The sequence below is a fragment of the Rhodococcus sp. BS-15 genome (genome assembly GCF_000813105.1).
In the GTDB taxonomy this organism is placed as follows: domain Bacteria; phylum Actinomycetota; class Actinomycetes; order Mycobacteriales; family Mycobacteriaceae; genus Rhodococcoides.
Map to the genome: position 1 here is coordinate 18,818 of NZ_BAOX01000024.1, position 13,014 is coordinate 31,831.

The 13,014-nt window shown below is 64.4% G+C and carries 9 protein-coding genes and 3 pseudogenes; 7 read left to right on the forward strand and 5 right to left on the reverse strand.

What is annotated here, in order from left to right; genetic code table 11:
- Positions 1–36 precede the first annotated feature (36 nt).
- From sufC to RHBS_RS05425, 4 genes are read left to right on the forward strand one after another with little or no spacing between them, the layout of a single operon-like run.
- The gene (gene sufC, locus RHBS_RS05410; protein ID WP_121869919.1) at positions 37–813 is read left to right on the forward strand and encodes a Fe-S cluster assembly ATPase SufC; all 777 of its coding nucleotides are present in this window, start codon (positions 37–39) and stop codon (positions 811–813) included.
- A 2-nt stretch (positions 814–815) separates the two neighbouring features.
- Positions 816–2,108 (forward strand): cysteine desulfurase, encoded by a 1,293-nt coding sequence (locus RHBS_RS05415; RefSeq protein ID WP_121869918.1) that lies wholly within the window; start codon positions 816–818, stop codon positions 2,106–2,108.
- Entirely contained in the window at positions 2,109–2,606 is a 498-nt protein-coding gene (sufU, locus tag RHBS_RS05420; protein WP_121869917.1) for a Fe-S cluster assembly sulfur transfer protein SufU, read from the forward strand.
- Complete coding sequence (locus tag RHBS_RS05425; protein ID WP_008716491.1) at positions 2,603–2,983, forward strand: metal-sulfur cluster assembly factor; 381 nt, start codon at positions 2,603–2,605, stop codon at positions 2,981–2,983. Before sufU ends, RHBS_RS05425 begins: the two co-directional genes overlap by 4 nt.
- 21 nt (positions 2,984–3,004) lie before the next feature.
- Here the strand turns inward: RHBS_RS05425 and RHBS_RS05430 are convergent, their stop codons facing one another.
- Genes RHBS_RS05430 through RHBS_RS05440 form a run of 3 tightly spaced genes read right to left on the reverse strand, consistent with a single transcriptional unit; the run spans position 3,005 to position 5,929 of the window.
- Entirely contained in the window at positions 3,005–3,946 is a 942-nt protein-coding gene (locus RHBS_RS05430) for a Ku protein (protein WP_121869916.1), read from the reverse strand.
- 52 nt (positions 3,947–3,998) lie between these two features.
- The gene (locus RHBS_RS05435; protein ID WP_121869915.1) at positions 3,999–5,144 is read right to left on the reverse strand and encodes a lycopene cyclase family protein; all 1,146 of its coding nucleotides are present in this window, start codon (positions 5,142–5,144) and stop codon (positions 3,999–4,001) included.
- Positions 5,141–5,929 carry an SDR family oxidoreductase gene (locus RHBS_RS05440; RefSeq protein ID WP_128645040.1) on the reverse strand — a complete coding sequence of 263 codons (789 nt, stop codon included), beginning with the start codon at positions 5,927–5,929 and terminating at the stop codon, positions 5,141–5,143. The genes RHBS_RS05435 and RHBS_RS05440 overlap by 4 nt, the downstream gene beginning before the upstream one ends.
- A gap of 155 nt (positions 5,930–6,084) precedes the next feature.
- Here RHBS_RS05440 and RHBS_RS05445 point away from each other — a divergent pair.
- A pseudogene (locus RHBS_RS05445) lies at positions 6,085–7,715 on the forward strand (ABC-F family ATP-binding cassette domain-containing protein).
- 10 nt (positions 7,716–7,725) lie between these two features.
- On the opposite strand, the gene RHBS_RS05450 reads toward RHBS_RS05445, so the two are convergent.
- A complete protein-coding gene (locus RHBS_RS05450; RefSeq protein ID WP_121869913.1) occupies positions 7,726–8,292 on the reverse strand; it encodes a TetR/AcrR family transcriptional regulator in 567 nt (188 codons plus the stop codon).
- Positions 8,293–8,405: 113 nt separating this feature from the next.
- The gene (locus tag RHBS_RS05455; protein WP_128645041.1) at positions 8,406–11,216 is read right to left on the reverse strand and encodes an aconitate hydratase; all 2,811 of its coding nucleotides are present in this window, start codon (positions 11,214–11,216) and stop codon (positions 8,406–8,408) included.
- Positions 11,217–11,564: 348 nt separating this feature from the next.
- Here RHBS_RS05455 and RHBS_RS05460 point away from each other — a divergent pair.
- Positions 11,565–12,106, forward strand: a pseudogene (locus tag RHBS_RS05460) (DUF6676 family protein).
- A gap of 439 nt (positions 12,107–12,545) precedes the next feature.
- Positions 12,546–13,014: pseudogene (locus RHBS_RS05465) on the forward strand (NlpC/P60 family protein); the annotation flags it as partial.

Sequence of the window (13,014 nt, forward strand, 5' to 3'; positions counted from 1 at the left end):
CCCGAAACTTTCTCGACTGCACAAAGGAATTTGAAGATGTCCACACTCGAAATCCGCGATCTGCACGTCAGCGTCGCCAACTCCGACTCGACCGCGGAGCCCATCAACATCCTCAAGGGTGTCGACCTCACCGTGAAGTCCGGTGAGACGCACGCGATCATGGGGCCCAACGGTTCCGGCAAGTCCACGCTGTCCTACGCCATCGCAGGCCACCCCAAGTACGCGGTGACCTCCGGCACCATCACCCTCGACGGTGAAGACGTGCTCGAGATGAGCGTCGACGAGCGCGCCCGTGCCGGCCTGTTCCTGGCAATGCAGTACCCGGTGGAGGTGCCCGGCGTCTCGATGTCGAACTTCCTTCGTACCGCCGCCACCGCGGTGCGCGGTGAGGCCCCCAAGCTTCGGCACTGGGTGAAGGAAGCCAAGACCGCCATGAGCGAACTGGAGATCGAGCCCAACTTCCTCGAGCGCAACGTCAACGAAGGCTTCTCCGGTGGCGAGAAGAAGCGTCACGAGATTCTTCAGCTGGGACTGCTCAAGCCTAAGATCGCCATTCTCGACGAGACCGACTCCGGCCTCGATGTCGATGCCCTGCGAGTGGTGTCGGAGGGCGTCAACAAGTACAAGGAGCGCGAAGAAGGTGGAGTGCTGCTGATCACGCACTACACCCGCATTCTGCGCTACATCAAGCCCGATTTCGTGCACGTCTTCGTCAACGGCGAAATCGTGAAGTCCGGCGGAGCAGAGCTGGCCGACGAGCTCGAGGCCAACGGGTACGCCGGCTACTCCCAGGCCGCGACCACCGGAGCATGAGTATGGCTGCACCGGCAGCTGTGGCGGTGGCGGCATCGTTCGATGTCGCCACGGTTCGCCGCGATTTCCCCATCCTCTCGCGCACCGTCCGGGATGGAAAGCCGTTGGTGTACCTCGATTCCGGTGCCACCTCGCAGCGGCCCGTACAGGTACTCGACGCCGAGCGCGAGTTCCTCACCACCTGCAATGCCGCAGTGCACCGCGGGGCGCACCAGCTGGCCGAGGAGGCCACCGACGCATACGAGGGAGCCAGGGCGGCCATCGCGTCGTTCGTCGGGGCCGACGTCGACGAGATCATGTTCACCAAGAACGCGACCGAGTCGCTCAACCTCGTGACGTACGTGCTTGCCGATCAGCGATTCGACCGCCATCTCGGTCCCGGCGACGAGATCGTCGTCACCGAACTCGAGCATCACGCCAATCTCGTTCCGTGGCAGGAGTTGGCAGCTCGAACCGGTGCCACGCTGCGCTGGTACGGCGTCACCGACGACGGTCGAATCGATCTCGATTCGCTCGAGTTGTCCTCTGCCGTCAAGGTTCTCGCGTTCACGCATCAGTCCAACGTGACCGGCGCGGTCGCTCCGGTCGAGGAATTGGTGCGTCGGGCCAGGGCCGTCGGAGCGCTCGTCGTCCTCGACGCATGCCAGTCGGTGCCGCACATGAAGGTCGATTTCCACGCGCTCGACGTCGACTACGCGGCGTTCTCCGGTCACAAGATGCTCGGTCCCTCGGGAGTGGGCGTGCTGTACGGCAAGGCTGCACTCCTCGAGGCGATGCCTCCGTTCATCACCGGCGGTTCGATGATCGAGACCGTCACCATGGAGAAGACGACGTTCGCCGCGCCCCCAAAACGATTCGAGGCCGGGGTTCCGATGACCTCGCAGGTCGTCGGACTCGGCGCAGCCGTGCGGTATCTGGAGAACATCGGTATCGATGTCATCGCCGCTCACGAGAAGACCTTGGTTGCAGCAACTCTTGCCGAGTTCGCAAAGATCGACGGTGTTCGTGTGATCGGGCCGACCGAGAACGTCGACCGTGGTTCGGCAGTGTCGTTCGTGGTCGAAGGTATTCACGCCCACGACCTCGGACAGATTCTGGACGACGAGGGCGTCGCCATTCGCGTCGGGCATCACTGCGCGTGGCCTCTGCATCGTCGATTCGGTGTGGCTGCGACAGCGCGCGCCTCGTTCGCGCTGTACAACACGGTCGAGGAAGTGCAGGTTCTCGCACAGGCGATTCGCCGCGCACAGTCGTTCTTCGGCACCACCGACCACGGCGGGGGAGGTCAGCAGTAGATGCGTATGGAACAGATGTACCAGGAAGTGATCCTCGATCACTACAAGCACCCGCACGGCCGTGGACTGCGCGAGCCCTTCGGCGCAGAGGTACACCACGTCAACCCCACCTGCGGCGACGAGGTGACCCTGCGTGTGCAGATCGAGAACGGCACCGTCGCAGACGTCTCGTACGACGGCCAGGGCTGCTCGATCAGTCAGGCGGCGACATCGGTGCTCACCGATCAGGTGGTCGGGCTGACCGTCGACGAAGCCCTGACGACGGTCGATGCGTTCAGCGAGATGGTGGGCAGTCGAGGTACCGTCGAGGGTGACGAGGATGTCATCGGTGATGGAATCGCATTCGCCGGTGTGGCCAAATACCCGGCCCGCGTGAAGTGCGCCCTGCTGGGCTGGATGGCTTTCAAGGACGCGGTTGTTCAAGTAGTGGACGCAGATTCGACAGCCACGACGGGCGAGACCGCCCAGTCGGCATTTTCCGGAGGACAGCAATCATGACCGAAGCAACAGAGACGACACCAGCCGTGACCACCACGCCGGTGGAACTCACGGCCGACGAGATCAAGGTGCTCGAGGACCTCGAAGAAGCGATGCGCGACGTCGTCGACCCCGAGCTCGGTATCAATGTCGTCGACCTGGGTCTGGTGTACGACATCAAGATCGATGCCGACGACATCGTCACGGTCGACATGACGCTGACGTCGGCGGCGTGCCCGTTGACCGACGTCATCGAGGATCAGGCTCGTGGCGCGCTCGTGCGCAGCGGACTTGCCGCAGACCTCAAGATCAACTGGGTCTGGATGCCGCCGTGGGGCCCGGACAAGATCACCGACGACGGTCGCGAGCAGCTCAGGGCCCTCGGCTTCACCGTCTGACGTACGGACGAGTCGGCCCGCTCACGCGCCTTTGGCTTCGTCAGCCTTGGAGTCGGCGGACTTGGCTGAGGTCGACTTCTTGGCCGCTGCCTTCTTGGCCGGGGCCTTCTTTGCCGCTGCTTTCTTGGCGGGTGCCTTCTTCGCCGGAGCCGATGCGGCGGACCCCGACTTCGCGTTCTTTCCTGCCGCCTCGACGCTCCGCTGCAAGGCCGCCACGAGATCCACGACCTCGGCATCCTCACCGTCGTCTTCTTTGTCCTTCTCGGTGTGGATGACCTTCTCGCCGCCGTTGGCGAGCGTCTCGTCGATCAGCTTGCGCAGTTCGGTCTGGTAATCGTCGGTGTACTCGGTGGGATCGAATTCCGAGGACATGCTTTCCACCAGCGACGTCGCCATCTTCACTTCCTGCGGGCGCGCGGACGGAGCATCCTCGAGCGAAGGAAATTCTGCGGCCCTGACTTCGTCCGGCCACAGCAGTGTCTGGATCACCAACACGTCGTCGCGCACGCGCAATGCAGCCAGACGGGTCTTCTGTCGCAGAGTGAAGTGCACCAGTGCGGTGCGTTCTGTTTCCTCGAGCGTCTCCCGAAGCAGAACGTAAGCCTTCGGCGACGCGGAGTCCGGTTCGAGGAAGTAGCTCTTGTCGTAGAGGATCGGATCGATCTGCTCGGTCGGCACGAATTCGAGAACCGGAATTTCGTGCTTCTCCGCCGCAGGGAGCTTGTCGAAGTCGTCGTCGGTGAGAATGACGCGTTCGCCGTCGGGGGAGTCGTACGCCTTGTCGATATCGGCGAACTGAACCGACTTGCCGCATTCCTGACAGATCCGGTCGTACTTGATTCGACCGCCGTCCTTCGCGTGCACTTGATGGAACCGAATGTCGTGCTGCTCGGTGGCCGAATAGACCTTCACCGGAACATTGACCAGTCCGAAGGCGATCGAGCCCTTCCAAATGCTGCGCATCTGTCCATGATCGCCGACCGGGCGCCCGTGTGTCGACCGTTGGCGAGAAAACTCAGCCGCGGCCCGGAGTGCGCGCTATCGTGCGCGCGATCGCGAGCCTGGCGGACGCCGGGAGCGTCGGAAACATTTTCAGCATCGCGGTCATCGTCCCGAGCGCGTCGTCATGGCCGGACAGGTACGAACGCTGCAGTTCGACCGGGAGCGAGAAGAAGCTGGAGAAGAACTGGGGGACCATCTCGGGTTCGAGTGCCAGTGCCGTGCGCAGGCCGAGGTTGCGAAGCTTCTGGACCGTCCAGACGTGCACCGGTCGGTTCGGGCCCGATCGACCGCCGCCTCGAAATCTCTCGACGAGGTGATCCGCCGACGCCAGCGACGCCGCGACGCTGTATCCCGTGGCGGGATGCATCAGATTCGACCGGGAACCGAACAGCACCGGTCCGCCTCGCCCGGTGTGAAGCAGCGATCGAGGCGGCGGTTCGACCGAGAACCGCACTCGCTCGACGTCCTCGTGGCCGGTCGGTTCCAGATTCCGGTGGGTGAGACGGTGGTGCAGCCGCGATCGAAGAATGGCGAGTTCGAGCGGTGGTCGGCCGACCAGACAGGTCTCTTCGAGCAGGATCCGATCCTCGTCGAGCGCCACGGCGTACAGAAAACTCGGGGCTTCACCTGAGCGAGCGCCGTTGTCGGTACGCCAGTCCATGAACCAGGCGTCGGATCCTTCGAGTATCGGCTCGGCGCGGTGCCGTTCGACGACGATGCCGTATGCCGTCTGCTGTGCCAGGTCGCGCGAATCGAGCGTGCCCCGGGCGTCGACGACGTGACGGGCATCGACGATGGTGCCGTCGGCGGTCGTCACGCGGGAACCGGTGACGTCCACTGCCGTCCCGGCCAGCACTCGCACGCGGTCGAGGGACAAGGTCGCTTGCAGTGCAGGTGTGTCCAGCACGCAGTACGTCCGGTCGATGATCCGATGGCGATCTGTCCATACCGCCGGCTTCTGCGCAGTCGAGGCAACGGCGGTCTGTGGCAACCACGACGGCAACTCGTCGGCCCAGGCGGAATACGTCGGTGTCCAGGTGCGCGACGGGTGTGGATCGAGTGCAACCACATCGAGTCCGGCCTCGGCACATCGATGGGCGACCGCCCGCCCCGCGGGACCGAGTCCGACCACCGCGACGTCGGCCGAGAAATCGTTCACATTCCGCCGGTGGCGAGCAAACCACCGTCCACGCGCACGGTCTCGCCGGTGATCCAGGAGGACGCGTCCGACACCAGGAAGGCCACCAGGGCCGCTACGTCCTCCGGGTTTCCGAGGCGCTTCATCGGGTAGCCGGCCGCCGCGGCGTCTTCTCCGTTGGCGACGAGAGCCTCGGCGAACTTCGTCTTCACCACGCCCGGTGCCACGGCATTGACGCGAATCTTCGGACCAAGCTGCCAGGCGAGTTCCTCGGTGAGGCGAATCAGAGCAGCTTTGGATGCGCCGTACGCGGCGATCACGCCGGTGGAGCGGATGCCTGCCACGCTGGCGATGTTGACGATCGCGCCGCCGTGCTCGCCCATCCAGGCATGGAACGCCTGTTGGACGAAGCCGAGAGTACCCACGACGTTCGTGTCGAAGATCTTGCTCACGCCCGCCAGGTCGGCATCCATCAGCGAGCCGTAGACGGGATTGATGCCGGTGTTGTTGACCAGGATGTCCAGTGAACCGAAGGTCTCCACGGTGCTCGCCACCGCGGTGCGCCGGTGTTCCGGGTCGCCGGCATTACCGTCGATCGCGAGCACGGAATCGCCGAGTTCCGCTGCCGCCGCAACGAGAGGTTCGCGCTTGCGCGCAGTGATGGCGACGTTCGCGCCGCGCGCGAGCAGTTCCGCGGCGATGGCCTTGCCGATGCCTCGGCTGCTGCCGGTGACGAGTGCGGTGCGCCCGGTGAGGTCGGGGATCGGCGCGCTGGAAGAGCTGACTGTTTCGGGAGCGTCGGTCATCGATCAGACGTTACCGGTGTCACCGTCGTTCCTGGGTGAGGGCACGTGAATGCTGAGCTAAAATGGGGGTTTGCTGTGCCGTTAGCGGCGCACATCGAGTTCGCCCGTCGGTCGACGGGCAACGATATTGTTCGGCAATCGCTAGGAGCTCACGCGTGATCACCGCCACCGACCTGGAAGTTCGTGCCGGTGTGCGGACCCTTCTGTCCACCGAGGGGCCCGCGCTCCGTGTACAGGCAGGCGACCGCATCGGGTTGGTGGGTCGCAACGGTGCAGGCAAGACCACCACTCTGCGCATCCTGGCAGGCGAAGGCGAGCCCTACGCGGGTGAGGTCGTGCGCACCGGAGAGCTCGGCTACCTTCCGCAGGATCCCAAGGAAGGCGACCTCGACGTGCTGGCCAAGGATCGAGTGCTCTCGGCCCGGGGCCTGGACACCCTCCTGCACAAGATGGAAAAGCAGCAGGCACTGATGGCCGAAGTGGCCGACGAGGCGCTGCTCGACAAGGCCGTCCGCAAGTACGGCGAACTCGAAGAGCGTTTCGCCTCGCTCGGCGGCTACGAAGCCGAGAGCGAAGCAGCCCGCATCTGCAACAGTCTCGGCCTGGCCGACCGCATCCTCGGCCAACCGCTACGGACCCTGTCCGGTGGCCAGCGCCGACGCGTCGAACTGGCTCGGATTCTGTTCGCCGCGTCCGACGGCAGCGGCGGACGATCGAACACCACATTGCTGCTCGACGAGCCCACCAACCACCTCGACGCCGATTCCATCACCTGGTTGCGGGGATTCCTGCAGAACCACGAGGGCGGACTCATTGTGATCAGTCACGATGTCGAACTGCTCGGAGACGTGGTGAACAGGGTGTGGTTCCTCGACGCCGTGCGCGGCGAAGCCGACATCTACAACATGAACTGGAAGAAGTACCTCGACGCGCGCGCCACGGACGAGCAGCGCCGCCGCCGTGAGCGCGCCAACGCGGAGAAGAAAGCCGGGGCACTGCGCGTGCAGGCCGCCAAGATGGGGGCCAAGGCAACGAAAGCCGTTGCAGCACAGAATATGGCGAAGCGTGCGGACAAGCTGCTCGCCAACCTCGACGCCGAACGTGTGTCCGACAAGGTGGCGCACATCCGTTTCCCCGAACCCGCACCGTGCGGCAAAACACCGCTGATGGCGAAGAACCTGACCAAGATGTACGGATCGCTGGAAATCTTCGCCGGCGTCGACCTCGCCATCGACCGGGGTAGCCGTGTCGTGGTGCTCGGGCTCAACGGTGCAGGCAAGACGACGCTGCTGCGGATCCTCGCCGGAACCGAGAAGGCCGACACCGGCGAGATCGAACCCGGCCACGGCATGCGCGTCGGATATTTCGCACAGGAACACGACACACTCGACGACCACGCGTCTGTCTGGGAGAACATCCGGCACGCGGCACCCGACACCGGCGAGCAGGAACTGCGGTCGCTGCTCGGAGCTTCATGTTCACCGGACCCCAGCTCGACCAGCCTGCAGGAACGTTGTCCGGTGGTGAGAAGACCCGCCTGGCACTCGCCGGGTTGGTCTCCTCCGCGGCAAACGTGCTGCTGCTCGACGAACCGACGAACAACCTCGACCCGATCTCCCGTGAGCAGGTTCTCGACGCGCTCCGCAGCTACAAGGGTGCCGTCGTACTGGTGACCCACGATCCCGGTGCCGCCGAAGCGCTCTCACCCGAACGAGTGATTCTGCTCCCCGACGGCACCGAGGACCACTGGTCGCAGGAATACCTGGAACTGATCCAGCTCGCCTAGTGGGTCGAGGTCAGTCCTGCCGCCGGACCGATTCCTCGACCAGATCCAGGATCGCTGCGAGGTTCGACCGGCCGTGGCCGGACGCGATGCGGGCCACCAGTCCGTCCAGCACGAGATCGAGGTAGTCGGCGAGGACGTCGTTGGGTACGTCGTCGCGCAGTCTTCCTGCGGTCTTCTGACGCTCGAGTCGTCCGAGTGTCGCGTCGGTCAGCTCAGCAGACCGTTCGGCCCAGCTGGTCCGGAAGTCCGCGTCGGTGCGCAATCGTCGGGTGATCTCGAGCCGCGTTCCGAGCCACTCGAATTGTTCGGGTTGCGCAAGCATGTCTCGCATCACCTGCACCAGACCCTGGGTGGAAGCGACCTCGGCCATGCGTCGGGCATCTTCCTGCGCCAGCGCGAGGAAGAGTCCGTCCTTGTCCTTGAAGTGGTGGAATATGGCTCCGCGCGACAGGCCGGTGGCCTCTTCGAGACGCCGTACTGTCGCGCCCTCGTAACCGAACTCGCCGAAGCACTTACGCGCGCCGTCGAGAATTTCGCTTCGACGGGCGGCCAGGTGGTCTTCGCTGACCTTGGGCACGTGTGGGTTTCCTACTTTCGATGAGGGCCTCGACCGATACGGCGATGGGCCCGGAAACACGTTGTCGGTTCCGGGCCCATCGCCGTTCGAGGCATACGTCAGACGACGCGCACTCAGCCTCTGATCATGTTGCGCAGCACGTACTGCAGGATGCCGCCGTTGCGGTAGTAGTCCGCTTCACCCGGGGTGTCGATGCGAACCACGGCCTCGAATTCGACCTTGGAGCCGTCTTCCTTGGTGGCGATGACGGTCATCGTCTTCGGGGTGGTGCCCTCGTTCAGCTTCGCGACTCCGACGATGTCGAAGGTCTCGGTGCCGTCCAGCTTGAGCGACGATGCGCTCTCACCGGCCGGGAACTGCAGGGGAACGACGCCCATGCCGATGAGGTTGGAGCGGTGGATGCGCTCGAACGACTCGGTGATGACGGCCTTGACGCCGAGGAGCGAGGTGCCCTTGGCCGCCCAGTCGCGCGAGGAGCCGCTGCCGTACTCCTTGCCGCCCAGCACGACCAGCGGAATGCCGGCCTTCTGGTAGTTCTGCGACGCGTCGTAGATGAAGGACTGCGGTCCACCGTCCTGCGTGAAGTCGCGGGTGTAGCCGCCCGAGACGTCGTCGAGGAGCTGGTTCTTGAGGCGAATGTTCGCGAACGTTCCGCGAATCATGACCTCGTGGTTTCCGCGACGCGAACCGAGCGAGTTGTAGTCCTTGCGCTCGACACCGTGCGAATCCAGGTACTGCGCGGCAGGCGTACCTGCCTTGATGGGTCCGGCCGGGCTGATGTGGTCGGTGGTGACCGAATCGCCGAGCAGAGCCAACACGCGTGCACCGGTGATGTCCTCGACAGGTGCCGGGTCCATCGTCATGCCGTCGAAGTACGGAGGCTTACGCACGTAGGTGGACTTGGGATCCCACTCGAACGTGTCGCCCTCGGGGGTCGACAGGTTCTGCCAGCGGCTGTCACCGGCGAAGATGGTCTCGTAGGACTTGCTGAACATGTCGCGGCTGATCGAGGACTGGATGGTCGATTCGATCTCCTCGGCGGACGGCCAGATGTCCTTGAGGAACACGGGGTTGCCCTCGTGATCCTCGCCGAGAGCGTCGGTCTCGAAATCGAAGTCCATCGTGCCCGCCAGGCCGTAGGCGATGACCAGCGGCGGCGACGCCAAGTAGTTCATCTTCACGTCGGGGGAGATGCGGCCTTCGAAGTTGCGGTTGCCCGACAGCACTGCGGTGACCGAGAGGTCGTTGTCGTTGATCGCCTTCGAGATCGGCTCGAGCAGCGGACCGGTGTTACCGATACACGTGGTGCAGCCGTAACCGCCGAGGTAGTAGCCGAGCTTCTCGAGGTACGGCCACAGGCCGGCCTTCTCGTAGTAGTCGGTGACGACCTGCGAGCCGGGAGCCATGTTGGTCTTGACCCAGGGCTTGGTGGACAGCCCCTTCTCCACGGCATTGCGGGCGAGCAGTGCTGCGCCGAGCATGACCGACGGGTTCGAGGTGTTGGTGCAGGAGGTGATTCCCGCAACCACGACGGCACCGTGATCGAGCACGAATTCGCCTGCCTCGTCCGTGGTGACGCGGATCGGCTTGCTCGGACGACCCTCGGAACCGTATGCGGCAGAACGTACGTCGACCGAATCTTCCTCGGCGAAGCTCAGCGAAGCGGAGTCGCTGGCCGGGAACGATTCGTCGAGGGCCTCGTCGAGCTTGCTGTCACCCTCGTGCTTGGGGTGGTTCTCCTCGACGTAGTTGTGGATGTCCTTGCGGAACGCAACCTTGGACTCGGACAACAGGATTCGGTCCTGCGGACGCTTCGGGCCCGCGATGGACGGAACGACCGAGTTGAGGTCGAGCTCGATGTACTCGGAGTACACGGCCTCGTTCTTCGGGTCGTGCCACATGCCCTGTTCCTTGGCGTACGCCTCGACGAGCGCGAGCTGCTCGTCGCTGCGGCCGGTGAGGCGCAGGTAGTTGATGGTTTCCTCGTCGATCGGGAAGATCGCTGCGGTGGAACCGAACTCGGGGCTCATGTTGCCCAGGGTGGCGCGGTTCGCGAGCGGAACCTCCGCCACGCCCTCGCCGTAGAACTCGACGAACTTGCCGACGACACCGTGCTTGCGCAGCATCTCGGTTGCGGTCAGCACCACGTCGGTCGCGGTGACGCCGGGCTGGATCTCACCGGAGAGCTTGAAACCGACGACGCGGGGGATGAGCATCGAGACGGGCTGGCCGAGCATGGCCGCCTCCGCTTCGATACCGCCGACGCCCCAGCCCAACACACCGAGGCCGTTGACCATCGTGGTGTGCGAGTCGGTGCCGACGCAGGTGTCGGGGTAGGCCTGGCCCTTGCGGGTCATGATCGTCGGTGCGAGGTACTCGATGTTGACCTGGTGCACGATGCCCATGCCCGGGGGGACGACCTTGAAGTCGTCGAACGCGCCCTGTCCCCAGCGCAGGAACTGGTAACGCTCGCCGTTGCGCTCGTACTCGAGGTCGACGTTGCGCTCGAGAGCGTCGGCGCGGCCGAAGACGTCGAGGATGACCGAGTGGTCGATGACCATGTCGGCGGGGGAGAGGGGGTTGACCTTGTTGGGGTCGCCGCCCAGGGTGGTGACGGCTTCACGCATCGTGGCGAGGTCGACGATGCAGGGAACACCGGTGAAGTCCTGCATGATGACGCGTGCAGGGGTGAACTGGATTTCGAAGCTCGGCTCCGCGGACGGATCCCACGAGGCAATCGAACGAATGTGGTCGGCGGTGATATTGGCACCGTCCTCGGTGCGAAGGAGGTTCTCCGCGAGGACCTTCAGTGCGTAGGGCAACTTCTCGGCACCGGGCAAAGCCGACAGTCGGAAGATCTCGTACGAGTTCTCTCCGACTTCGAGGGTGCCCTTTGCACCGAATGAATCATTACTTGCGGTCACTTCAGCTCCACTCGTCTATGAGGCACACCGCCGACGGGGCTGTGTCGACGGTTGAAGCGAGGCGCTGACTGCGGGCCTCGGCCTCGAATCTCGGGAGTGAGAGTTCGAGGCGGACGCACGGTCAGTGTCTCGATGGAAGTCTAACAGTACGCTTGTCCTGTGAAAACCTGCGGTCGGGTTCTCGGTGGGTGTCGAGAGACCGATCCACACGACGATCCTCACGTAGTGCTCCCGGCTGCGCAATGAAGGGCGACCTCAGTAGTTGCGCCGGACCTGCGGGCCTACCAGGTACGGGCGTGGCGGTGACGTAGGGTTCGACCCGACTGGTTCCTACCGACTGGACGAGAGATGCCTGAGCCGATTCACGCCGTTTCCCCACTTGCCACCGATATTCCGGCAGGTCTGGACGTCGACAGCATCGTCGCCACGGTCCGCGAGTCCGGCGTCAGTGCCCCCGCCGACGAGGAAGCCGGGTTGTCCGCTGCCGTCGCGCGCGCCGAGGACCACGCATCGATCTGAGCATCGTGATCGTGCCGACCGAACCTCGTCACGACTCGCAACTTCGAGATCTCGCCACCGCTGTCGGAGCACGCGAGGGCGGCACGGTTCTCGTGCTCAGCCCCGGGCAGGTGGGCACGTTCAGCGACTCGATCAGTCGGGTGACCCTCGAAGCAGGCCAGGACCGTACCTACACCGGCAACCACATCGTCGCTGCCGACAACTTCGTCGACACCCTCGTCGAGGATCAGACACCGTGGGGTCTGCTCACGGGCGGTCTGGTCGTCGTGGTCGCCGCGGTCGCGGCCTTGACTGCTGTCGTCAAGGTCCGCCGATATCGCTCTCGTGCGGAGACGAACGACCGCGCGCACAGCGAGTCCGTCGCCGACTGAGCACGCTCGTCCGAGTGTCGTTCGACTGACCGACGCCCACACCGTTCGACCCGGTCCCGATCATGGCCGTGAGGTCGTCCGAAAAAGTCGGAAAAATTGTTTCCGGTAAACCCCGAGTTCACGGCGTTGTGCCTGGTCGAATTACCAATGTGTCATTTGTGACTGGAGTTTCTTTAGGGTGCGAAGTGTCGTACGGTGCCATTGGCACTGCTGGGGAAGGAGTGTCGCAGAAGGCGGTTGTCATCCGTGGGGAACTCGGGAGGCCACTGCTTCGGGTGTGACTGACGTGGTTCGCACCTGTCGTATCGCTGCGTGTTTCTTTCCCGCCCGGCGAGAACGCTCACCGTCACCTGCGATCGGGGTGGAGGACGGAGAGCACCTCGACGGCACGACGGTTCGACGCGAACCCGAGTGAAAGCCGGACCCGAGGGAGACATTTGTGAGCCGACGTCAAGTCCGCGGAACTCACCGCCGTGCACTCGTCCGTACCCGATTCGTGCTGGTGGGCGCAGGCCTCGTTCTCGCGTTGATGGCGACGCTTCCCGGGGTTGCCGCCGCGGTACCACCGCCACCGCCCAACCCGTCGGACACCGACATCGCCGCCGCGGGCAGCGCCGTCGATTCGAGCCTGGGCCAGGTCGGTCAGCTGATCGACGCGATCGCCTCGGCAAACCAGCAGCTCGCCCAACTCGACGACGAGGTCGCGTCGAAGCGAGAAGGCGTCAACAAGGCCCTGGTCGATCTGCAGAACGCACGTGACGCAGCCGATGTCGCTGCCGCAATCGTCGGCGCCGCGCAGCAGGCTCTCGCCGATGCAGGCACCCAGATCCAGGCAGCCCAGGCCAAGTTCGACGAGTTCGCCAAATCCAGCTACACCCAGGGCTCGGGCGTCGCCTCGATGCGTCGTC

Coding starts and splice junctions, on each gene's coding strand:
- RHBS_RS05425 (WP_008716491.1), top strand. CDS start 2,603: ATGACCGAAGCAACAGAGACGACACCAGCCGTGACCACCACGCCGGTG.
- RHBS_RS05415 (WP_121869918.1), top strand. CDS start 816: ATGGCTGCACCGGCAGCTGTGGCGGTGGCGGCATCGTTCGATGTCGCC.
- sufC (WP_121869919.1), top strand. CDS start 37: ATGTCCACACTCGAAATCCGCGATCTGCACGTCAGCGTCGCCAACTCC.
- RHBS_RS05440 (WP_128645040.1), bottom strand. CDS start 5,929: ATGACCGACGCTCCCGAAACAGTCAGCTCTTCCAGCGCGCCGATCCCC.
- sufU (WP_121869917.1), top strand. CDS start 2,109: ATGCGTATGGAACAGATGTACCAGGAAGTGATCCTCGATCACTACAAG.
- RHBS_RS05430 (WP_121869916.1), bottom strand. CDS start 3,946: ATGCGCAGCATTTGGAAGGGCTCGATCGCCTTCGGACTGGTCAATGTT.